Here is a 20,805-nt window from a genome sequence, read left to right as displayed (position 1 = left end):
ACCGCCCTTCGCGTGCGCGGGGCCGGCTCAGCCGGCTCAGGCCGCCTTCGCCTTCGTGGCGTACATGTCCACGTACTCCTGGCCGGACAGCCGCATGACCTCGCTCATCACCGAGTCGGTCACCGCCCGCAGCACATAGCGGTCGCGGTCCATCCCCTCGTAGCGCGAGAACTCCATCGGCTCGCCGAACCGGACCGTGACCCGGCCCGGGCGCGGCAGGCCCGCGCCGCCCGGCTGGATCTTGTCCGTACCGATCATCGCGAACGGCACCACCGGCGCGCCGGTCATCAGCGTCAGCCGGGCGATGCCCGTACGGCCCCGGTACAGACGGCCGTCGGGGGAGCGGGTGCCCTCCGGATAGATGCTGAAGACCTTGCCGTCCTCCAGCACCCGGCGGCCGGTCATCAGCGCCGCGACACCACCCCGGCCGCCGTCGCGGTCGACCGGGATCATGCCGCAGCCCGTGAAGAACCAGGCCATGAGCCGGCCCTTGAGGCCCTTGCCGGTGACGTACTCGTCCTTGCCGATGAAGAAGACCTGACGCTCACAGAACAGCGGCATGATCATCGAGTCGATGAAGGTGAGATGGTTGCCCGCGAGGATCACAGGACCGGTCCCGGGAATGTTCTCGGCGCCTTCCACCCTCGGGCGGAACATCAGGCGCATGATCGGTCCGAGCACTGCCTTGATGAGCGCGAATCGGGACAACGGGGCCCTCCGGCGGCGTGAGTGTCTCTGTAGAAGTATGAAGTCTGTGCAGGTGAGGACGATACTCGCGGGTCGGGTCTGATCGCACATCGGGTTCACCCAACGGATACGCAGTGTTGACACGCGTTTGCACGGTGTTTCGCCCCAGGTCTCCCGTGTATCACCCCCAGGTGCCTACCATCGGTCCGCCATTCGGCAGGTGCCGGACATCACATCGAGGGAGCGCTCATGACGCAGGGTGAGGCAGCGGGACGGGACGAGGCCGCGGGTACGAGCCCCGGCCGGCGCGGCCTGCTGGGGGCCGCGGTCCTCGGCATCGGAGGTGCCTCACTGGGACTCGGCCTCGGCGGCGGAACGGCGGCCGCCCGGGAGTCTCACAGCGGCCGCTCCTCCTACCGGGACCTGCCGGTGCCGACCGTCATCGCCCACCGCGGCGCCAGCGGCTACCGGCCCGAGCACACGCTCGGCTCGTACCAGCTCGCGCTCGACCTCGGCGCGCACGTCATCGAACAGGACCTGGTCCCGACCAAGGACGGCCACCTGGTCTGCCGCCACGAGAACGACATCACTGGTACGACCGATGTCGCCGCCCACCCCGAGTTCGCGAGCCGCCGGACCACCAAGTCCGTGGACGGGGTCTCCCAGACCGGCTGGTTCACCGAGGACTTCACGCTCGCCGAGCTCAAGACCCTGCGCGCCAAGGAGCGCATCCCGGGCGTCCGGCAGGAGAACACGCTCTATGACGGCCGCTGGCAGATCCCCACCTTCGAGGAGGTGCTGCGCTGGGCCGAGAACGAGGGCCGCCGGCGCGGCAAGGCCGTGTGGCTGCACGTCGAGACCAAGCACCCCACCTACTTCCGCGGCCTCGGCCTCGGCCTGGAAGAGCCGCTGGCGCGGCTGCTGCGCACGTACCGCCGGGACAAGAAGCACTCGCCGGTCTTCCTGCAGTCCTTCGAGCCGTCCAGCATGCAGCGGCTGTCGAAGCTGGTCGCCTCGCCGCGCGTCGTACTGCTGTCCTCCGCCGCCTCGCGGCCCTGGGACTTCGTCCAGGCCGGTGACCCGCGCACCGTCGCGGACCTGGTCAGGCCCGAAGGGCTGAAGTGGATCGCCGGCTTCGCCCAGGGCATCGGCCCCACCCTCGACCTCGTCATCCCCAAGGACGCCACCGGCAAGCTGGGCACCCCGACCACCCTGGTCCGGGACGCGCACGCCCACGGCCTGATCCTCCACCCGTACACCCTGCGCAACGAGAACAGCTTCCTGCCGCTGGACTTCCGGCGCGGTACGGACCCGAACGCGTACGGGGACGCCTTCGGCGCCTACCGGGCGTACTTCGAGCAGGGCATCGACGGGATCTTCACCGACAACCCCGACACGGGGCTGCTGGCCGCGGCCGACTTCCACCGGAACTGACCGGCGGCCGGGCTCGCGCGCCGCGACGCGGGCGGGCCCGGAGCCGGCCGCTCCGACCGCCCGGACCGCTCCGGGATTCGTCCGCGTCAAGTCTGTTCCGTACCCGACCGGTTGGGGTGACATCCGGCAGTACGGGCAACCGGCCGGGCCCGCCCCCGCGTCCCGCCCGGCATGACCACGAGTACCGCACAGCTGGTGGCCGCACTGCGCCCGCTGCTCGCCGCCGAGGCCGCGGCCGAGGCGCCGGCGGCCGGGATCGAGGCCGCCGACCTCGAACAGGCCGTATGGCTACGGCTGCTGGAGCGCGGCACGGGGCCGGACGAACCCGCACGCTGGCTGCGCTCCGCCGTGCGTACCGAGGCGCGCCTCGCCCGGCGCGCGGCGCGGCGTGAAGCGGCGTACCACGACACCGCCGGCCCGGAGCCGGCGGCGGGCCGGGAATCCTCTCCGGAGCACCACCTCCTCGACGGCGAACGGCGCCGTGTCCTGCGGGCGGCCGTGGCGCGGCTGCCCGGCCGGTGCCCCGAACTGCTCGGCGCGATACTCCGCCCGGACGACCTCACGTACCGGGAGATCGCAGGGGAGTTGGGTATGTCACAGGGCAGCCTGGGGCCAGTGCGTTCCCGATGCCTGGGATGTCTGCGCAGAATGCTGCGGGCAGAGGTTGCGGCTCCCGAACTCCGGGGAAAGGAGCCGTAGACCGGCGGGAACCAGGTGAGCGGGAGGCATGCACACATGGGCATGAGCGTGACCATCTCTGCGGCGACCGGACAGGACGCCGAACAAATCCTCAAACTCCAGTACCTGTGCTATCAGAGCGAGGCCGAGCTCTACGGCGACTACGCCATCGAGCCGCTCACCCAGACGCTCGCCGGCATCAGGGCCGAACTCGACCGGGGCTACGGACTGGTGGCCCGGCTCGGCGACGAGGTGGTGGCCTCGGTACGCGGCAGCGTGGACGAGGCGGGCACCGCGCGGATCGCGAAGCTCATCGTCCACCCGCGGATGCAGCGGCACGGGCTGGGCGGCCGGCTGCTGGCCGCCATAGAGACGTACTTCGCCGCCGAGCTGGCCGCCAAGCGGTTCCAGCTGTTCACCGGGCACCGCAGTGAGAGCAACCTGCGCCTGTACCGCAGCCGCGGGTACGCAGCGGTGGCCAACCGCCGCATCGGGCCCGGCCTGACGCTCGTCACCCTGGAGAAGGAGGCGGACACGCGGGCGTTCGTGGCCAGCGCGTAGAACGCCTCCGGACACCCCCTAGCCCTCCCGGGACCGCCGCAGCCACAGCATTCCGGTCACCGGCAGGATCACCGGAATGAAGAGGTACCCCATGCCGAAGTCCGACCAGACCGTGGCATCGGGGAACGCGGAGGGCTCCACCAGGGTCCAGGTGCCGATGGCCAGTACGCCCGTCAGCTCGGCGGCGCAGCACACCAGCGCCGCCTTGCGGGCCGTCTCCCCGCCGCGCACCAGGGAGTACGTGATGAACGCGTACACCAGGGCGGCCGAGGCGGACAGCGAGTAGGCCAGTGGCGCCCGGTCGAACTCGGTGAGGATCTGGTAGACCGACCGCGACACCGCGCCGACGGTGATCACTCCGTACACCCAGACCAGCAGCAGCCCGGGGCCGGTGACCAGCCGAGTGCGCGGCGTGCGTCGCTCGGTGGTGGCGGGCTCAGGCACCGCTGCCTCCCCAGATGTCGTACAGCCGGACTTCGAGGACGGCCAGCACGACCGCGCCGGCCGCGACGGTCGCCGAGCCCCAGCGGGTCCGCTCGGCCAGCGACAGGAATCCGGCGGCGGGGATCGCCGCGAAGGCGCCGAGCAGATACGACACGAAGATCACGCCGCCCTCGTCGGGCTTCTCGCCCCCCGCCAGCAGCACGATTCCGACGACCAGCTGGACCAGGGCGAGCACCGAGACCACGGCCATGCCGATGAAGTGCCAGTCCTTGGTCGGCTGGTCGCGGAACGCGGCGAATCCGCACCACGCGGCGAGGGCGAGGGCGCTCCCACCGAGCGCGACCGTCAGGGCGTCAAGCATGCAGTGAGGGTATTACGGGCCAAAAGACCTGGTGCGCGCGGCCCCGCGGGGGACGCCACAGAGGCCCCGTCGCGACGCACGGCGGCCGTGGCGTTGGCCACAACGCGTTACCGGTCGGCCGGTCGCGGCCCGTGGGACGAGTACCGGGCCGGCCATGTCCCCGCAGGTCAGAGGCGGTGACACGGAGATCGCCGAGGGGAACCGAGCCCGTCCACGGACGTCCGCTATGCGGACAGCGCTGATCGGTTCCGGACGCACGTCTGGTTAACTGGGGCCCATGACCACGACGAGCAGCCGCACCCTTGCGACCGAGGCGACGATGACGCCCGGTGCTCGTTGTATGTGTCGAATGTGCGCCTTCTGAGGGCCCTCTTCCGCAAGCCTCGCGCCCCGAAGCGAGACCTGGCCGAGCCGCGTCCGTGAACCACGGAACGCGCCTGCCCCGCGCACGCGTTGACTTCCGGTTTCCACCGATTCGGCCGTTCCGCGCCCCCTGACGAATGCCCCGTGCCCGGCGGACACCTCGCCGCGCACTCGACAGTGACGGAAATCCCTGTGATCACCACAACGGGCCTGAAAAAGGTCTACCAGTCGCGAGGCCGCGAGGTCACCGCCCTGGACGGCGTCGATCTGCACGTCCGCGAGGGCGAGGTCTTCGGAGTCATCGGCCAGAGCGGCGCCGGCAAGTCCTCCCTCATCCGCTGCGTCAACCTCCTGGAGCGCCCGACCGCCGGCACCGTGACCGTCGACGGCCAGGACCTCACCGCCCTCGCCGGACGCGGCCGCCGCGCCGGCAAGGAGCTGCGCGAGGCCCGCAGCCGGATCGGCATGGTGTTCCAGCACTTCAACCTGCTCTCCTCGCGCACCGTGCGGGCCAACGTCGAACTGCCGCTGGAAATCCTCGGCATCTCCGGCAAGGAGCGCACCCGCAAGGCACTGGAGCTGCTCGACCTGGTCGGTCTCGCCGACAAGGCCAGGGCCCACCCGGCACAACTCTCCGGCGGCCAGAAGCAGCGGGTCGGCATCGCCCGCGCACTGGCCGGCGACCCCAAGGTGCTGCTCTCCGACGAGGCGACCAGCGCCCTCGACCCCGAGACCACCCGCTCGATCCTCCAGCTGCTGCGCGCCCTCAACCAGCAGCTCGGCCTGACCGTCCTGCTCATCACGCACGAGATGGACGTCGTCAAGACGGTCTGCGACTCGGCCGCGCTGATGAGGAACGGGCGGATCACCGAGTCCGGCACGGTCGCCGAACTGCTCGGCACCCCCGGCTCCGAGCTGGCCCACGCACTCTTCCCGGTCAGCGGAGCGGCCTCCGGCGACGACCGTACGGTCGTCGACGTCACCTTCCACGGCGAGGCCGCGACCCAGCCGGTCATCTCGCAGCTCTCCCGTACCTACAACATCGACATATCGATTCTCGGCGCCGCGATGGACACCGTCGGCGGCAAGCAGGTCGGCCGCATGCGGATCGAACTCCCCGGCCGCTTCGAGGAGAACGTCGTGCCGATCGGCTTCCTGCGCGAACAGGGCCTCCAGGTCGACATCGCCGACAGTGAGAAGGAAGGTGCCAAGTGAACTGGTCCGAGATGCGGCCCGAACTGGTCAACGCCACCCTGGACACCCTCTACATGGTCGGCTGGTCCACCTTCTACGCGGTGCTCGGCGGACTCCCGCTCGGCATCCTGCTGATCCTCACCGACCGCGGCGGACTGCTGCGGAACACCGCCGTGAACAAGGTCGTCGGAGCGATCGTGAACATCGGCCGCTCGCTGCCGTTCTTCATCCTGATGATCGTCCTGATCCCGTTCTCCGCCTGGGTCACCAACCAGGTCAGCGGCCCCACTGCCTTCGTCGTGCCGCTGGCCATCGGCGCCGTCCCGTTCTTCGCCCGGCTCGCCGAGACCGCCATCCGCGAGGTGGACCACGGCCTGGTCGAAGCCGTCCAGTCGATGGGCGGCGGGACGTGGACCACCGTCTTCAAGGTGCTGCTGCCCCAGTCACTGCCCTCCCTGATCGCCGGCGTCACCACCACCGTGATCACGCTCATCGGGTACTCCGCGATGGCCGGCGCGGTCGGCGGCGGCGGCCTCGGCAGCCTCGCGTACACCCGTGGCTACCTCCGCTTCGAGAGCAGCTGGATGATCGCCAACATCCTCCTGCTGGTCGTCCTCGTGACGGTCGTACAGCTCGCCGGCGACCTCGTCGTCCGGCGCCTGGCCCACCGCTCCGGCCGCCCCGCGGCAGCGGGGGCCCGGCTCTTCGGGACCCGGCGGCCCCTCCGGCCGACGCGCGCCAAGACCTCCTGACCCACCATGTCCGGACCCTTTGCCGGACAGTTCAACCCGCAAGAAAGGCACTCTTCGTGCGTACCTCGGTAAAGATCAACGCATCCCTCGCGGCCGCCGCCGCCCTGACCCTCGGCCTCGGTGCGTGCAGCGCGCCCTCCGACCCCAAGAAGGAGACGACCGCCGGCAAGCAGGCCGACCCGGCCGCCACCCTCACCGTCGCCGCCAGCCCCACCCCGCACGCCATCATCCTCGAGTACGTCAAGGACAACCTCGCGGCCAAGGAGGGGCTCAAGCTGGACGTCAAGGTCTTCGACGACTACGTCCAGCCGAACAAGGCCACCGAGCACGGTGACGTCGACGCCAACTTCTTCCAGCACAAGCCGTACCTCGACGACTTCAACAAGAAGAACAACACGCACATCGTGCCGGTCGTCAATGTCGAGATCGAGCCGCTCGGCCTCTACTCCAAGAAGGTCGACAAGCTCAGCGAGCTGAAGTCCGGCCAGACGGTGGCCGTCCCCAACGACGCCACGAACGAGGGCCGCGCGCTCAAGCTGCTCGCCGACAACGGTGTGATCGAGCTGAAGGCAGGCGCCGGCAGCAACGCCACCCTCGCCGACATCAAGGACGACAAGGGCCTGAAGTTCACCGAGCTGGAGGCCGCCCAGATCGCCCCCCGCCTCGGCGGTTTCGACGCCGCGGTGATCAACGGCAACTTCGCCATCGGCGCCCAGCTCAAGCCCTCCACGGACGCGCTCGCCCTGGAGAAGGGCGAGGGCAACCCGTACGCCAACTTCCTTGCCGTCAAGGAGGGGAACGAGAACGACCCGCGGATCGCGAAGCTCGCCAAGCTCCTCAACTCCGCCGAGGTCAAGAAGTTCATCGAGAGCAAGTTCGGTGACGGCTCTGTCATCCCCGCCTTCGGCGCCGTCAAGTCCTGACGCCCGTACGGCCCTTACGGGCGAAGGCCCCGCGCACCCGGCCCGGTGCGCGGGGCCTTCGCGCGTCCACCCGGCCATGCGCATCCGCGGACCGATGCTGCATGCTGTGCCTTTACGGCCCGTACACGGTCTCTGGCATGGAGCTGCGCATGACTACCACCTTTCCGGACATCTCCATCAGCACGGACCGGTTGGTGATGCGCCCCTTCGAGGAGTCGGACGTCATGGCGCTCGCCGAGATGATGAACGACGAACTCGTCACCGCCTGGACCTCGGTCCCGTACCCCTACACCCGGGCGCACGCCCACGACTGGGCCACCCGGCTCGCCCACGACGAACGCACCGAGGGGCGGGGAATCGTTTTCGCGGTGACCGAGTTCCTCACCCAGCGGCTCGTCGGCATCGTCCGTCTCCGCAACACCGACTGGCGCTGCCGGTCCACCGAGATCTCCTACGTCACCGCGCCCTGGGCGCGCGGCGAGGGTTACGCCTCCGAATCGGCGCTCGCCGTCGCCCACTGGCTCTTCCGGGACCAGCGGTTCGAGCGCCTGGAACTGCGCACCGCCGCCGACAACACCGCCTCCCAGCAGGTCGCCCAGAAGATCGGCTGCATCAGCGAGGGCGTCCTGCGCAACGCCTGGATAGCGCGTACGCAGACGGAGGACGGCAGCTGGACCGATCTGCGCACCGACCTCATCGTCTGGAGCCTGCTCCCCGAGGACCTCGACGGCGTGTCCGACGAGATGGCGGACGCCGGCGGGTACGCCGGATACACCGACTGGAACTGAACCGATGACCAGGTAGTCTCACCGTGCCCGCGGCCCGCGCGGGCTGCCCCGTGTGACACACCCAGGAGACTGACGACGATGGCCGACCGGGTCACGGTGATCGGCTGGGACGGTTCGCCCCTGACCGCAGCCGCCAGGTCCGCCCTCTCGGCCGCCACCCTGGTGGCCGGCGCCGCCCACCACCTCGCGCTCCCCGAAGTGCCCGCCTCCGCGGAACGGATCCGCCTCGGCAGCGTGGGCCTGGCCGCCCGCCGGATCGCCGGACACCGCGGCAGTGTCGTGGTCCTCGCGGACGGCGACCCCGGCTTCTTCGGTGTCGTACGCACCCTGCGCGCCCCCGAACACGGGCTCGAGGTCGAGGTCGTCCCCGCGGTCTCCTCCGTGGCCGCGGCGTTCGCCCGCGCCGGAATGCCATGGGACGACGCCCACATCGTCGTCGCCCACCCCCGTACGCTCCGCCGCGCCGTGAACGTCTGCCGGGCGCACACCAAGGTCGCCGTCCTCACCTCGCCGGGCGCCGGCCCCGCCGAGCTCGCCCTGCTGCTCGAAGGCGTCCACCGCACCTTCGTGATCTGCGAGGAACTCGGCACCGAACGGGAGCAGGTCACCGTCCTCACCTCGGACAAGGCCGCCGACCACACCTGGCGCGACCCCAACGTCGTCATCGTCATCGGAGGCGGCGGCAGCGCCGTGGACCGGGATGCCGGCTGGATCGCCGGCCAGGAGGCGGCCGGCCCGTCCGCGGAGCGCGGCTGGGCCCTGCCCGCCGAGCCGGGGGAGTCCGTACCGGCCGAAGGCGAATCGATCCAGCTGCGCGCGGCCCAACTCGCCCGCCTCGGCCCGCGCACCGGCGACCTCGTCTGGGACATCGGCGCGGGCAGCGGAGCGCTCGCCGTGGAGGCGGCCCGGTTCGGCGCCGCCGTCATCGCGGTCGACCAGGACTCCGGCGCCTGCTCCTGGATGGCCTCCGCCGCCCGCCAGGCCCAGGTCCAGCTCCAGGTCGTCCACGGCCGCGCCCCACACGTCCTGGAGGACCTGCCCGAACCCGATGTCGTACGCATCGGCGGCGGAGGCGTCCCCGTGGTGTCCGCGTGCGCGGACCGCCGCCCCGAGCGGATCGTCACTCACGCCTCGACCCGCGACGAGGCCGAGGCGATCGGCCGGACCCTCGCCGAGAGCGGCTACGCCGTCGAATGCGCCCTGTTGCAGTCCGTCGACCTCGACACCCGCACCTGGTCCGAACGCGAGCGCGCGGTGGCCTTCCTGCTCTCGGGACGGCGCCAGGATCGCGCCCCGTGATCCTCTCGTCGCACCGCGCGGGGTAGGCTGGCCGATCGTTGTACCGCCTGGGGGGCGTTCGGGGCTTCGTTCGCCAATGTCCTAATAGTGCGCCCGTTTTGGGTGTCTGTGTGGTACGGCGGGACCGGAGGACGCGCGACGTGGCGCAGTCCACAGCGGGCCGTGACACATAGGGGTGCCACGGCGGCGAACGGCCGCGACAATGACTCATGTCGGCGGGGGTTCGTGCCGCGCGGCGCACACGCTCGTTCTTCATGACGGGCACCTTGTGTGCCGCGATCGGGCGCCCGGGCGAGCTGGTCGAAGGAGCACAACCGATGGGCGAGGGGTACGCATGACTGACACCGGCCAGGTTCCGGGCGAGGGAATGCCGGAGAACGCGGGCATGGTGGACCAGCCGGGCATCTCCGCTCCAGGCGCGTACACCTTCCTCGACCCGGCGGAGAGCCACACCGAGGACGACGACCTGCTGCTGATGCCGAGCGCGCAGGGCGCGTGGAGCGACCCGCAGCCCGTGCCCGCGGCGGTGATCGCCGCGCCGGCCCCGGCCGCGCAGCCCGACGCGCACGAGACCGGTGGCCGCGACTCCGGCTCGGTCGACCTCGGCGGCGTACGCGTCCCGCCGCCCGTGGCGCCCCCGGCGTCGGCGCCCGCCCCCGCGCGGCGGCCGCTGCACATGGGCCCGCCGCTACCCGAGGCCACCGGCGGCGTGGTGCGCTCGCTCGCGGACCGCGGCCCCGCCGCGGTGCGGCAGCCGGGCCCCGAGTACCTCGACGTGCCACGCGGTGACGGGGCCGTCCTGCCGGGCCCGCAGCTGGGCGAGATCCCGCCGCAGGCGGGCACGCCGTGGAGCCCGCAGCCGGTCTCAGCAGAAACGGTCGTCCCGCTGCCGGCCCCGGCTGCCGAGGCGGCGCCCGAGGAACCGCAGGCGACCCGGCCGGCCCCGGAGCCGGCCGGGATCCCTGAGCTCGCCGCAACCGAACCCGAAGCCGCAGCGCTGGCCCCGGCCGCCGTACCCGCGCCGGACCCGGCCACCGGCCCGGAAGCCGAGCCTTCGGTACCCGAGCCACAGCCGGTCGCCGGTCCGGAGGCGGCAGTGGCCCTGCCCGAGGCGGAGCCCGTGCCCGGTCCGGAAGCCGTCGTACCGGCACCGGGAGCCGAGCCCTCGGCAGCCGAGGGGCACCCCGCGGCCGGTCCGGAGGCGGCCGTACCCGAGGTGGAGCCCCTCCCCGGTCCGGAAGCCGTGGCCCCCGAGGCGGAGCCCGTCGCCGGTCCAGAGGCGGCTGTGGCCGTGCCCGAGGCGGAGCCCTTCCCCGGTCCGGAAGGCGTCGTACCGTCGCCGGACGAGCCCTCGGCAGCCGAGGGGCAGCCCGTTGCCGGTCCGGAAGCCGCGGTTCCCGTAGTCGAGCCGCAGCCCGTGGCTGGTCCGGAAGCGGCTGTGGCCGTGCCCGAGGCGGAGCCCGTGGCCGGTCCGGAAGGCGTCGTACCGGCGCCGGACGAGCCCTCGGCAGCCGAGGGGCAGCCCGTCGTCGGACCGGAAGCCGCAATTCCCGTACTCGAGGCGGAGCCCGTCGCACCCGAGGCGGAGTCCGTGCCCGCTCGGGAAGCGGGCGTACCGGCGCCGGGGGCCGAGGCCGTGGCCCCCGAGGCGGAGCCCGTCGCAGGGCAGGAAGCCGCGGTCGCCGTATCCGAACCGCAGGCCGTCACCGGGCCAGAGATCGCAGTTTCCGTGCCCGAGGGGCAGCCCGATGCCGGTCCGGAAGCCGCGGTTCCCGTAGCCGAGCCGCAGGCCGCCACCGGCCCGGAAGCGGCAGTGGCCGTGCCCGAGGCGGAGCCCCTCGCCAGGCCGGAAGCCGCAGTTCCCACCCCCGACGTCGCAGCGGCAACGCCCGCACCCGCACCCGAAGTCGTAGCCCCCGCCCCCGCCCCCGAGGCGGCGACGCGTCCCGCTGCGGCCGCTCCCGGCTACGACGACGCCGAGCGCGAGGCCGTCCTGCGCGTGATGCGCGAACGCCGCGACATCCGCAACGGCTTCCGTACCGACCCCATCCCGCACGAGGTACTGCTCCGCGTGCTGGAGGCGGCCCACACCGCACCCAGCGTCGGCCACTCCCAGCCCTGGGACTTCGTCGTCATCCGCTCCGCCGAGACCCGCCGGACGATGCACGAACTGGCCACCCGCCAGCGCGAGACATACGCCAAGTCGTTGCCCAAGGGCCGTGCCAAGCAGTTCAAGGAACTGAAGATCGAGGCCATCCTCGACACCCCCGTGAACATCGTCGTCACCGCCGACCCCACCCGCGGTGGCCGCCACACCCTGGGCCGGCACACCCAGCCGCAGATGGCGCCGTACTCCTCCGCCCTCGCCGTCGAGAACCTCTGGCTCGCCGCCCGCGCCGAGGGCCTCGGCGTCGGCTGGGTCAGCTTCTTCGACGAGCGCGAGATGGTCCGCGCGCTCGGTCTCCCCGAGCACCTCGAAGTCGTCGCCTACCTCTGCGTGGGGTACGTCGACGAGTTCCCGGAGGAGCCCGAGCTGATGCAGGCGGGCTGGTCCAAGCGCCGCCCGCTGGCCTGGGTCGTCCACGAGGAGACGTACGGCCGCCGCGCCCTGCCCGGCGAGGAGCCGCACGACCTGCTCCAGGAGACCATCTCCAACATCCGCCCCCTCGACGCCAAGGCACTCGGCGAGGCCTGGGAACGCCAGAAGCGGATGACCAAGCCGGCCGGCGCGCTCGGCATGCTGGAGATCATCTCCGCGCAGCTCAGCGGGCTCTCCCGGATGTGCCCCCCGCCGATCCCCGAGCCCGCCGCCGTCGCGATCTTCGCCGGCGACCACGGCGTGCACGCCCAGGGAGTCACCGCCTGGCCCCAGGAAGTGACCTCCCAGATGGTCGCCAACTTCCTCGGCGGCGGCGCGGTCTGCAACGCCTTCGCCAACCAGGTCGGCGCCGAGGTGTGCGTCATCGACGTCGGCGTCGCGGGCGACCTGCCCGCCACCCCGGGCCTTCTCCCGCGCAAGGTACGCCCGGGAACCTCCGACTTCACCACCGGCCCGGCCCTCACCCGCGAAGAGGTCCTCTCCGCCATCGAGGTCGGCATCGAGACCGCCCGGGACCTGGTGGCCGCCGGGAACAAGGCCCTGCTCACCGGCGAGATGGGCATCGCCAACACCACCGTGTCGGCGGCCCTGATCTCCGTCTACACCGACCTGGACCCGGCCGAGGTCACCGGCCGCGGCACCGGCATCAACGACGAGATGCACGCCCGCAAGGTCGACGTTGTACGCCGTGCGCTGGACCTGCACCAGCCGGACCCGGCCGACCCGATCGGCGTCCTGGCAGCGGTCGGCGGCCTCGAACACGCCGCGATCGTCGGCCTCCTCCTCGGCGGCGCCTCGCTGCGCACCCCGGTGGTCCTCGACGGCGTCAGCGCCGGCGCGGCAGCCCTGGTCGCCCGTGCGATCGCCCCGGAAGCCCTCGCCGCCTGCATCGCCGGCCACCGCAGCGCCGAGCCCGGCCACGTAGCGGCGCTCAACAAACTGGGCCTGCGCCCCCTCATCGACCTCGACCTGCGCCTCGGCGAGGGTACGGGCGCGCTGCTCGCCCTCCCGGTGGTCCAGAGCGCGGCGCGTGCGATGCACGAGGTGGCGACGTTCGACTCGGCGGGCGTGACGGAAAAGTGAGACGCAGGGGGACGGGGTCGGAGGGAGTGGTGTTCGGGACGTAGAAGTGCGATTTGTGGCGCAGGGCCCTGGGCACCCAAGCCGACCCGGCTGAACGCGCCGTAAATCGTACAGTCCCGAACGCCGCTCCCGGAGGCCCCGGCCCCCGGCACCACAACACCCCGGGCACCCCCCACCAGAGGCGCACCCAGCACCCCGCACCGGGGGCGCCCCGCACCGCGCCCGGCACCGGCACCGCACCGCCCCCCACGCCGGAGGCGCCCCGCACCACAACACACCGCGCCCCGCGCCGGAGGCGAATCGCGCCGGAGGCGAACCGCCCCGCCACCCCCGGTGAACACCGGCCCCCCGGCCCGTAAGGTGGGCGCGGGGCCCCGCACCGCCCCCACCAGCGCCGCTCCACCGACGCAGCGGCCCCGTACACGCAAGACCGCACGAGGAGCCGCACGTCATGACCGCGAACGCCGCCCCAGGCGACCCGCACCCCGCCTACCCCGTCGGACTGCGTCTGTCCGGCCGGCGCGTCGTCGTGATCGGCGGCGGCCAGGTCGCCCAGCGCCGCCTCCCGGCGCTCATCGCGGCCGGCGCCGACATCGTCCTCGTATCGCCGTCCGCGACCCCCTCCGTCGAAGCGATGGCCGAGGCCGGCGAGATCCGCTGGGAGCGGCGCCCGTACGCGGAGGGCGACCTCGCCGACGCCTGGTACGCCCTGGTCGCGACGGGCGACACGGAAGCGAACACCCGGGCCTCCGCCGAGGCCGAGCGCACCCGGACCTGGTGCGTACGCAGCGACGACGCCGACGCGGCCACCGCCTGGACCCCGGCGACCGGCCGCAGCGAGGGCGTGACCGTCGCCGTGCTCACCGGCCGCGACCCCCGCCGCTCCGCCGCAGTCCGGGACGCGATCGTCGAGGGCCTGCGCGACGGCACCCTCTCGGCGCCCCACCACCGCACCCGGACGCCCGGAGTCGCCCTGGTCGGCGGCGGGCCGGGCGACCCGGACCTGATCACTGTGCGCGGTCGCCGCCTGCTCGCCGAGGCGGACGTCGTCATCGCGGACCGTCTCGGCCCGCGCGACCTGCTCGACGAGCTCCCGCCGCACGTCGAGGTGATCGACGCCGCGAAGATCCCGTACGGCCGTTTCATGGCCCAGGAGGCCATCAACCACGCGCTCATCGAGCACGCGAAGGCGGGCAAGGCGGTGGTCCGCCTCAAGGGCGGCGACCCGTTCGTCTTCGGGCGCGGCATGGAGGAGGCGGAGGCGCTCGCCGAGGCCGGCATCCCGTGCACCGTGGTCCCCGGCATCTCCAGCTCGATCAGCGTTCCCGGCGCGGCCGGCATCCCGGTCACCCACCGGGGCGTCGCCCACGAGTTCACCGTCGTCAGCGGCCATGTCGCGCCCGACGACCCGCGCTCGCTGGTCGACTGGACGGCGCTCGCCAAGCTCCGCGGGACTCTGGTCCTGCTGATGGCGGTCGAGCGGATCGGCGCGATCGCCGCGGCGCTGACCGCGCACGGCCGCTCGCCCGAGACACCCGTCGCGGTCATCCAGGAGGGCACGACCGCCGCGCAGCGCCGGGTGGACGCGACGCTGGCCACCGTCGCCGACACGGTCAGGGCCGAGGAGATCCGCCCGCCGGCGGTCATCGTCATCGGCGAGGTCGTGGCCGTCGGCCCGGGGCGCGATCAGCGGGGGTAGCGCGATCAGCGCAAGCGCAACCGGCGCGACCCGCCCCACCGGCCCGACCGGCCCGACCGGCACGACCCACGCGAGTAACCGCCGGTAACAGATCTCGTCCCCAGCCGTTGGCACCCCACCCAGGACAAGGCAGTATCACCCTGTGGCCGATCTCATCACCATCGAAGACCCCGACGACCCGCGCCTGCGTGACTACACGGGGCTGACCGACGTCGAGCTCCGGCGCAAGCGCGAGCCCGCCGAAGGCCTGTTCATCGCCGAGGGCGAGAAGGTCATCAGACGGGCCAAGCACGCCGGTTACGAGATGCGGTCGATGCTGCTCTCGGCCAAGTGGGTCGACGTGATGCGCGACGTCATCGACGAGGTCCCGGCGCCGGTGTACGCGGTCAGCCCCGACCTCGCCGAGCGGGTCACCGGCTACCACGTCCACCGCGGCGCCCTGGCCTCGATGCAGCGCAAACCGCTGCCGACGGCCGCCGAACTCCTCGCGGCGGCCCGCCGGGTGGTGGTCATGGAGGCGGTCAACGACCACACCAACATCGGCGCCATCTTCCGCAGCGCGGCCGCCCTCGGCATGGACGCCGTACTGCTCTCGCCGGACTGCGCTGACCCGCTCTACCGGCGTTCGGTCAAGGTCTCCATGGGCGCGGTCTTCTCCGTCCCGTACGCGCGCCTCGAAGCATGGCCCAAGGGTCTCGACGCCGTCCGGGAAGCGGGCTTCAAGCTCCTCGCCCTCACGCCGGACGAGAAGGCCTCACCCATCGAGGACGCCGCCCCGCACAGCCTCGACCGCGTCGCCCTCATGCTCGGCGCGGAGGGCGACGGGCTGTCCACGCAGGCGCTGATGGCGGCGGACGAGTGGGTCCGCATCCCGATGGCGCACGGCGTGGACTCGCTCAATGTGGGGGCGGCCGCGGCCGTCGCGTTCTACGCGGTGGCGACCGGCCGCCCGCAGGGCTGAACCTGACAGGGCCTAGGGGGTGTCGTCAAAGTAGCGCCGTCCGCCCGGAGGGCGGGACCCGCGGCGTCTGGTGCGGTGCATCGCAAGGCGGAGGGTCATCCTCGTACTGGACGTACTTGGATGACTCCGACAACGCAGCGAGGTGCCGTGCCTGGGGGCACCTCCCAGCGGTAGCTGGGGGAGCGCCGCGGGTCAGGCGGGACTTTGACGACATCCCCTAGGGCCGGAGCGCTCAGAGCTGCTGCGCCGCGGCGATCCCCAGCGCCACGATCAGCGTCACCACGACGAACACGATCAGCCGCTGGCGCAGCAGGCGCCGGTTCGGCCCCGCCGGACGCCGGCTACCGGAGGCGGTACGGGGAGCGGGCCGGCCGTTCGTACGCGCCCCGGGGCGGGTGGCGTTGCGCTGCGCCGCCGGGCGGGAGCCGGTGTGGCGCGACGACGACGGCCGGGGCGATGCCGCGCGGGGCGAGGCCGCGCCGCGAGGTGAGGCGGCCCGCGGCGAGGCCGCGCGTGACGAGGACGGACGCGGGGGCTGCGACGCCCGGGGCGTGGGGGTCCCCGCCGTGCGCCGCTCGCTCTGCTGGGTGGGCCGGTCGGCGTGCTCGGCGAGCCGCCCGGTCGGCCGGTCCGCCTCGCTCCGCTGCGCGGGCGGACGGGTCTCCGACAGGCCCTGCGCCTCCCGGGCCGCGATCTCCTTGAGCCGCATGGACAGTTGCAGGGTGGTCGGCCGCTCCTCGGGGTCCTTGGCCAGGCAGGCCCGCACGAGCGGGGCCAGCGCGTCCGGTACGCCGTACAGCTGCGGCTCCTCGTGCACGACCCGGTAGAGCATGACCTCGGAACTGCCGTGCCCGAAGGGCGAGTCCGCGGTCGCCGCGTACGCGAGGGTGGCGCCCAGCGCGAACACGTCCGTGGCCGGGGTCACCAGGGCCCCGCGGACCTGCTCCGGGGCGAGAAACCCGGGCGAGCCCACCGCCGTACCCACATGGGTCAGCGTGCTGGCGCCCGTGGCCCAGGCGATGCCGAAGTCGATGATCCGGGGGCCCTTGGGCGAGAGCAGGATGTTCGAGGGCTTGAGGTCACGGTGCACCACCCCGGCCTCGTGGACGGCCACCAGGCCCTCGGAGAGGGCCGCGCCGATCGAGGCCACCTGGGCGGCCGGCAGCGGGCCCTCGTCGGCCACCTTGTCGTGCAGCGACGGGCCGGGGACGTACTGCGTCGCGAACCACGGCCGGTCCGCCTCGAGATCGGCGGCCACCAGCCGGGCCGTACAGCCGCCGCGGATCCGCCGGGCCGCCGAGACCTCGCGGGCGAACCGCGACCGGAACTCCTGATCCTCCGCCAGGTCCGGCCGGATCACCTTGAGTGCGACTCGCTGGCCCCGCCGGTCGGAACCGAGGTAGACGACGCCCATGCCGCCCGCGCCCAGCCGCCGGTGAAGCCTGAACGAGCCGACGACACGCGGGTCCTCGCGCCGGAGCCGCATCATCGCCATGTCCATCCCCGCTGCCCGGTCCGTTTGACGTGGCACAGCTTACGGACCATCGGCCCGGTGTGCGGAGAGGCCGCGCCCTCGTCACTCGGCCGATTGTCAGTGCCGGGTGGGAAACTTGAGGGGTGGTCAGGGAAGCGCCGGCCGGCTCTCCCCTCACCCGTGCGAGATCTCAAAGGTCCGTCGCAGAAGGGGGATTGGGAAATGAAGGGCGATCGTGTGGAGATAGTCGTGGACGCGGGAGACACGACGCGTACGTACGAAGTGGTGGCAAGCCGGGCGGGGCGCCGGGTGGAGACGGCGGTGCGCAGGGGAGTCGTGGAAGTGAGCGAAGTCACCCGGACCGGGACGCCGGTGCGGACGGCGCGGTTCATGGCGAACCGGGTGCTGGCTCTGGTCGAGCAGCCGGTGCCCAGGGACGACTCCCCGGAGGATCCCCTCCGGGAAGACCCCAGGTCCTAGGACCGCGTCTCCACCCAGGGGAGTAGTCGGGCGGGGTGCCCGTCATCCTCCGGGAGGCCCGGGAATCGGTACGAGGGCATGACGCCCGGGCCTCGCCCCGCCCCTAACGTTGAAGTCATGCGGCGGGTGCAGCACTCGTCCCCCGAGGTCAGACGCCCGCCGCACTCAGAACGACAGGAGAGGGACCATGGCGGACACGGCATCGCGGAGCATGATCCGCACGCAGGGACGCAAGGCGTACGCCGCGTTCGGCGGCCGCCCGTCCGGCACTCGCCACCCCCTGGTGGCGGCGGCGATGGTCCTTCCCCTGGCGACCCTGCTCGTGGTCGTCTTCGGCGGCTGGGAAGCGGTGGTCACACATGCGTCGTCCGTGGGCGTGATGCTGGGGCGCTGAGCGGCGCCCCGGGCCCGGGAGAGCGGCCCGGGCCGGGGACATCGGCCCATCAGCCCCGTGGGGACGGGGGTGCGGCGGACGGCAGGAAAGGGTTTGCCCGCGCAGCTGGGGAGCTGCGCGGGCAAACCCTTTCCCGCCCCACGGCCCAGGGCGGTGCGCGGCCCGCCGCAGGCGGGGGTGCCGTCCATGGGCGTGCGGCCGCCGATGGTGCCGGGCCGCTCGCGGGAAACGGTGCCGTTCTCGCTCTGGTGTACGCCGCGGGCCGGGGGTGCCGTCCATGGGCGTGCGGCCGCCGATGGTGCCGGGCCGCTCGCGGGAAACGGTGCCGTTCTCGCTCTGGTCGAACGGGTGGGCGGGGTGGGGCAGGTGCCCGCCGCAGGCGGGCGTTCCGCGCACGGGCCCGTGGCCGCTGATGGTGTCGGTGTACGCCGCGGGCCGGGGGTGCCGTCCATGGGCGTGCGGCCGCCGATGGTGCCGGGCCGCTCGCGGGAAACGGTGCTGTTCTCGCTCTGGCCGAACGGGTGGGCGGGGTGGGGCAGGTGCCCGCCCCAGGCGGGCGTTCCGCCCACCGGCCCGCGGGCGGAGACGGCGCCGTACCGGCGAGCGCCGAGGGGTGGGTCCACCTCGCACGGCCCCGCGGCCGGCCGCGAGGGCTGACGCGTACGATCCCCGCGGGCGGCTCCGCCCGCACCGCACCGCCCAGGGGGAAGACCGTGCGCGCACCGCTCGCCGAAGAACTCGCCGCGTTCGCCGCAGCTGTACCCACACCCCGCCGCACAGACGCGGCCCCCGCGTCCCCCGCACCGCACACGCTCACCGACCGCCCCGACGGCACCGTGGTCCACCGCGGGGGAGTCGTGGTCAAGGCGCACGCCCCGGACACCGACCGCGCGGCCCTCGGCGTACGGATCCGCCTCGCCGCCGCCCCCCGGCTCGACGGGATCCTGCTGCCCCCGCTGCCCGTACTCGCCCGCGAGGGCGCCCTGTCCGCCGTACTGCACGGGCGCCCGGTCACGGCCTGGCCGTACGGCACCCCCGTCGACCCCGAGCACCCGGAAGCCGCCCCCTGGGAGGACGCGGCTCGGCTGCTCGCCCGGCTGCACGCCACGCCTCCGGGCGAACTGCCCGGCCCGCTCCCGCAGATGCGCGGCCCCGCGAAGGCCGCCCGCGCGATCCGGCGGATGACGGCCGCCGGCGCCGCCGCCCACTCCGCCGCCGCCCACCCCGCCGGCGCGCCCGTACTGGCCGCCTGGCGGCGGCTCCCGCCCTGGGCCCGCGACGAGGCCCCCGCCCCCCGCGCGGACGTCCTCTGCCACGGGGACCTGCACCTCGGCCAGCTCGTCCGGCACCCCGCCCCCGACGGCCCCTGGCTGCTGATCGACATCGACGACATGGGCCTCGGCGACCCGGCCTGGGACCTGGCCCGCCCGGCCGCCTGGTACGCGGCCGGCCTGCTCGCCCCCGAGATCTGGCTGCGCTTCCTCGGCGCGTACCGGGAGGCCGGCGGACCCGCGGTACGCCCCGACGGCGATCCCTGGCCCGAACTGGACGTTCCCGCCCGCGCCTTGACCGTACAGACGGCCGCCCTCGCCCTGGCCAAGGCCGCCGCGGAGGACCGTGCGCCGGACGAGGTGGAAGAGCTGATGATCGCCGCCTGTGTCCGAATCGCGTCACTCCCGCCCGAGTTGGAGTTCGAGGCGTCATCGTAGGGTGAACACCGCGTCGCCGGGCATGCATCCGGCGATGCCGACCCGACGGCGAGGAGTTGAGCCGACATGCAGTGCCCCAAGTGCCATGCAGCGATGCACACGTACAACCGCAACGGCGTCCAGATCGAGCAGTGCAGCGGCTGTCGCGGGATCTTCCTCGACTACGGCGAGCTGGAGGCGCTGACCCGCCTCGAATCGCAGTGGACGCAGCAGGCTCCGCCGGCTCCGCCCGCCCCGCAGGCCTACCCGGCCGCCTCCGGCCCCGCCTGGGGCGCCCCCCAGCACGGCGGCCACGGGGGTCACGGCGGCCACCACGGTCACCACCGCCAGAAGGGCTTCGGCCGGATGCTCTTCTCCTCCTGAACAGGAAAGCCCCCGGCCGTGGAGACGGCTGGGGGCTTTTCGGTGGTGCGCGATACTGGGATTGAACCAGTGACCTCTTCCGTGTCAGGGAAGCGCTCTCCCGCTGAGCTAATCGCGCGGGACTGTGCTGCGGGTGCTGCGTGTACTGCGGTGCTGCGTACTGCGTGCGCGATACTGGGATTGAACCAGTGACCTCTTCCGTGTCAGGGAAGCGCTCTCCCGCTGAGCTAATCGCGCGAGACGGACACCCGGCGACCGGGGATCCAGTGGACGATACTGGGATTGAACCAGTGACCTCTTCCGTGTCAGGGAAGCGCTCTCCCGCTGAGCTAATCGTCCGTGGAGGTGGAGACGGGATTTGAACCCGTGTAGACGGCTTTGCAGGCCGTTGCCTCGCCTCTCGGCCACTCCACCACAGAGCGCGGGGGTCCGGGAAAGATCCCCCACTTCGAGCGGACGACGAGATTCGAACTCGCGACCCTCACCTTGGCAAGGTGATGCTCTACCAACTGAGCCACGTCCGCAGGTGCCGTTGGCCCGGGGCGCTTGCGTTCCCCGG

At 72.8% G+C, this 20,805-nt stretch carries 19 protein-coding genes and 5 tRNA genes; 15 read left to right on the top strand and 9 right to left on the bottom strand.

Annotation, left to right across the window (positions count from 1 at the left end; all coding sequences use genetic code 11):
* Positions 1 to 36: 36 nt before the first annotated feature.
* Positions 37 to 708, bottom strand: coding sequence for a lysophospholipid acyltransferase family protein (locus ACWV17_RS00590; RefSeq protein ID WP_455355140.1), 672 nt, complete (start codon positions 706 to 708; stop codon positions 37 to 39).
* 228 nt (positions 709 to 936) lie between these two features.
* Between ACWV17_RS00590 and ACWV17_RS00585 the strand changes: the two genes are divergently transcribed.
* The 3 genes from ACWV17_RS00585 (at position 937) to ACWV17_RS00575 (ending at position 3,360) form a co-directional block, all read left to right on the top strand.
* Positions 937 to 2,121 carry a glycerophosphodiester phosphodiesterase gene (locus ACWV17_RS00585; protein ID WP_455358009.1) on the top strand — a complete coding sequence of 395 codons (1,185 nt, stop codon included), beginning with the start codon at positions 937 to 939 and terminating at the stop codon, positions 2,119 to 2,121.
* A gap of 171 nt (positions 2,122 to 2,292) precedes the next feature.
* Positions 2,293 to 2,820 (top strand): sigma-70 family RNA polymerase sigma factor, encoded by a 528-nt coding sequence (locus ACWV17_RS00580; protein WP_455358008.1) that lies wholly within the window; start codon positions 2,293 to 2,295, stop codon positions 2,818 to 2,820.
* A gap of 36 nt (positions 2,821 to 2,856) precedes the next feature.
* Positions 2,857 to 3,360: a GNAT family N-acetyltransferase gene (locus ACWV17_RS00575; RefSeq protein ID WP_455355143.1), complete on the top strand. Its 504-nt coding sequence runs from the start codon at positions 2,857 to 2,859 to the stop codon at positions 3,358 to 3,360.
* A gap of 18 nt (positions 3,361 to 3,378) precedes the next feature.
* Here the strand turns inward: ACWV17_RS00575 and ACWV17_RS00570 are convergent, their stop codons facing one another.
* Together ACWV17_RS00570 and ACWV17_RS00565 are read right to left on the bottom strand one after the other, a co-directional pair.
* Positions 3,379 to 3,804 (bottom strand): hypothetical protein, encoded by a 426-nt coding sequence (locus tag ACWV17_RS00570; protein ID WP_455358007.1) that lies wholly within the window; start codon positions 3,802 to 3,804, stop codon positions 3,379 to 3,381.
* Positions 3,797 to 4,165, bottom strand: coding sequence for a hypothetical protein (locus ACWV17_RS00565; RefSeq protein ID WP_455355145.1), 369 nt, complete (start codon positions 4,163 to 4,165; stop codon positions 3,797 to 3,799). Before ACWV17_RS00565 ends, ACWV17_RS00570 begins: the two co-directional genes overlap by 8 nt.
* 507 nt (positions 4,166 to 4,672) lie before the next feature.
* On the opposite strand from ACWV17_RS00565, the gene ACWV17_RS00560 reads away from it, so the two are divergent.
* From ACWV17_RS00560 to ACWV17_RS00525, 8 genes are all read left to right on the top strand, one after another.
* Positions 4,673 to 5,743: a methionine ABC transporter ATP-binding protein gene (locus ACWV17_RS00560; protein WP_455358006.1), complete on the top strand. Its 1,071-nt coding sequence runs from the start codon at positions 4,673 to 4,675 to the stop codon at positions 5,741 to 5,743.
* On the top strand, positions 5,740 to 6,474 hold the full coding sequence (locus tag ACWV17_RS00555; RefSeq protein WP_455358005.1) for a methionine ABC transporter permease: 735 nt from the start codon (positions 5,740 to 5,742) through the stop codon (positions 6,472 to 6,474). Before ACWV17_RS00560 ends, ACWV17_RS00555 begins: the two co-directional genes overlap by 4 nt.
* Before the next feature lie 56 nt (positions 6,475 to 6,530).
* Positions 6,531 to 7,397 carry a MetQ/NlpA family ABC transporter substrate-binding protein gene (locus ACWV17_RS00550; RefSeq protein WP_455358004.1) on the top strand — a complete coding sequence of 289 codons (867 nt, stop codon included), beginning with the start codon at positions 6,531 to 6,533 and terminating at the stop codon, positions 7,395 to 7,397.
* Positions 7,398 to 7,546: 149 nt separating this feature from the next.
* Complete coding sequence (locus tag ACWV17_RS00545; RefSeq protein WP_455358003.1) at positions 7,547 to 8,185, top strand: GNAT family N-acetyltransferase; 639 nt, start codon at positions 7,547 to 7,549, stop codon at positions 8,183 to 8,185.
* 78 nt (positions 8,186 to 8,263) lie between these two features.
* On the top strand, positions 8,264 to 9,484 hold the full coding sequence (gene cbiE / locus ACWV17_RS00540; RefSeq protein ID WP_455358002.1) for a precorrin-6y C5,15-methyltransferase (decarboxylating) subunit CbiE: 1,221 nt from the start codon (positions 8,264 to 8,266) through the stop codon (positions 9,482 to 9,484).
* A 334-nt stretch (positions 9,485 to 9,818) separates the two neighbouring features.
* Complete coding sequence (gene cobT, locus ACWV17_RS00535; RefSeq protein WP_455358001.1) at positions 9,819 to 13,166, top strand: nicotinate-nucleotide--dimethylbenzimidazole phosphoribosyltransferase; 3,348 nt, start codon at positions 9,819 to 9,821, stop codon at positions 13,164 to 13,166.
* Between the two features lie 451 nt (positions 13,167 to 13,617).
* Entirely contained in the window at positions 13,618 to 14,865 is a 1,248-nt protein-coding gene (gene cobA, locus ACWV17_RS00530; protein ID WP_455358000.1) for a uroporphyrinogen-III C-methyltransferase, read from the top strand.
* 142 nt (positions 14,866 to 15,007) lie between these two features.
* Entirely contained in the window at positions 15,008 to 15,826 is an 819-nt protein-coding gene (locus ACWV17_RS00525) for a TrmH family RNA methyltransferase (RefSeq protein ID WP_455357999.1), read from the top strand.
* Positions 15,827 to 16,058: 232 nt separating this feature from the next.
* On the opposite strand, the gene ACWV17_RS00520 is transcribed toward ACWV17_RS00525, so the two are convergent.
* Entirely contained in the window at positions 16,059 to 17,327 is a 1,269-nt protein-coding gene (locus tag ACWV17_RS00520) for a protein kinase domain-containing protein (RefSeq protein ID WP_455355188.1), read from the bottom strand.
* Between the two features lie 195 nt (positions 17,328 to 17,522).
* Between ACWV17_RS00520 and ACWV17_RS00515 the strand changes: the two genes are divergently transcribed.
* The 4 genes from ACWV17_RS00515 to ACWV17_RS00500 all read left to right on the top strand — a co-directional run bounded on the left by ACWV17_RS00515 (position 17,523) and on the right by ACWV17_RS00500 (position 20,246).
* Positions 17,523 to 17,780, top strand: coding sequence for a hypothetical protein (locus ACWV17_RS00515; protein ID WP_455355154.1), 258 nt, complete (start codon positions 17,523 to 17,525; stop codon positions 17,778 to 17,780).
* A gap of 187 nt (positions 17,781 to 17,967) precedes the next feature.
* Positions 17,968 to 18,174, top strand: a complete 207-nt coding sequence (locus ACWV17_RS00510) for a hypothetical protein (RefSeq protein WP_455355155.1) — start codon at positions 17,968 to 17,970, stop codon at positions 18,172 to 18,174.
* Positions 18,175 to 18,887: 713 nt separating this feature from the next.
* A complete protein-coding gene (locus ACWV17_RS00505) occupies positions 18,888 to 19,883 on the top strand; it encodes a phosphotransferase family protein (protein WP_455357998.1) in 996 nt (331 codons plus the stop codon).
* Between the two features lie 66 nt (positions 19,884 to 19,949).
* Entirely contained in the window at positions 19,950 to 20,246 is a 297-nt protein-coding gene (locus ACWV17_RS00500; protein WP_455355157.1) for a TFIIB-type zinc ribbon-containing protein, read from the top strand.
* Positions 20,247 to 20,289: 43 nt separating this feature from the next.
* Here ACWV17_RS00500 and ACWV17_RS00495 read toward each other — a convergent pair.
* The 5 genes from ACWV17_RS00495 to ACWV17_RS00475 all read right to left on the bottom strand — a co-directional run bounded on the left by ACWV17_RS00495 (position 20,290) and on the right by ACWV17_RS00475 (position 20,770).
* Positions 20,290 to 20,364, bottom strand: a tRNA-Val gene (locus tag ACWV17_RS00495).
* A 47-nt stretch (positions 20,365 to 20,411) separates the two neighbouring features.
* Positions 20,412 to 20,483 (bottom strand) — tRNA-Val (locus ACWV17_RS00490).
* A gap of 30 nt (positions 20,484 to 20,513) precedes the next feature.
* Positions 20,514 to 20,585 (bottom strand) — tRNA-Val (locus ACWV17_RS00485).
* A gap of 1 nt (position 20,586) precedes the next feature.
* Positions 20,587 to 20,660 (bottom strand) — tRNA-Cys (locus tag ACWV17_RS00480).
* A 37-nt stretch (positions 20,661 to 20,697) separates the two neighbouring features.
* Positions 20,698 to 20,770: transfer RNA gene (locus ACWV17_RS00475), tRNA-Gly, on the bottom strand.
* Positions 20,771 to 20,805 lie beyond the last annotated feature (35 nt).

It is taken from the genome of Streptomyces mabaensis, assembly GCF_053763515.1.
Note: the sequence above shows the minus strand (reverse complement) of the source record. Positions and strands in the feature narration are given on the sequence as shown.

What these genes read in the sequence shown, in the direction of transcription:
- ACWV17_RS00575 (WP_455355143.1), top strand. Translation starts at nt 2,857, where the DNA reads ATGGGCATGAGCGTGACCATCTCTGCGGCGACCGGACAGGACGCCGAA.
- cbiE (WP_455358002.1), top strand. Translation starts at nt 8,264, where the DNA reads ATGGCCGACCGGGTCACGGTGATCGGCTGGGACGGTTCGCCCCTGACC.
- ACWV17_RS00520 (WP_455355188.1), bottom strand. Translation starts at nt 17,327, where the DNA reads ATGGACATGGCGATGATGCGGCTCCGGCGCGAGGACCCGCGTGTCGTC.
- ACWV17_RS00500 (WP_455355157.1), top strand. Translation starts at nt 19,950, where the DNA reads ATGCAGTGCCCCAAGTGCCATGCAGCGATGCACACGTACAACCGCAAC.
- ACWV17_RS00585 (WP_455358009.1), top strand. Translation starts at nt 937, where the DNA reads ATGACGCAGGGTGAGGCAGCGGGACGGGACGAGGCCGCGGGTACGAGC.
- ACWV17_RS00580 (WP_455358008.1), top strand. Translation starts at nt 2,293, where the DNA reads ATGACCACGAGTACCGCACAGCTGGTGGCCGCACTGCGCCCGCTGCTC.
- ACWV17_RS00510 (WP_455355155.1), top strand. Translation starts at nt 17,968, where the DNA reads ATGGCGGACACGGCATCGCGGAGCATGATCCGCACGCAGGGACGCAAG.
- ACWV17_RS00565 (WP_455355145.1), bottom strand. Translation starts at nt 4,165, where the DNA reads ATGCTTGACGCCCTGACGGTCGCGCTCGGTGGGAGCGCCCTCGCCCTC.
- ACWV17_RS00545 (WP_455358003.1), top strand. Translation starts at nt 7,547, where the DNA reads ATGACTACCACCTTTCCGGACATCTCCATCAGCACGGACCGGTTGGTG.
- cobT (WP_455358001.1), top strand. Translation starts at nt 9,819, where the DNA reads ATGACTGACACCGGCCAGGTTCCGGGCGAGGGAATGCCGGAGAACGCG.
- cobA (WP_455358000.1), top strand. Translation starts at nt 13,618, where the DNA reads ATGACCGCGAACGCCGCCCCAGGCGACCCGCACCCCGCCTACCCCGTC.
- ACWV17_RS00515 (WP_455355154.1), top strand. Translation starts at nt 17,523, where the DNA reads ATGAAGGGCGATCGTGTGGAGATAGTCGTGGACGCGGGAGACACGACG.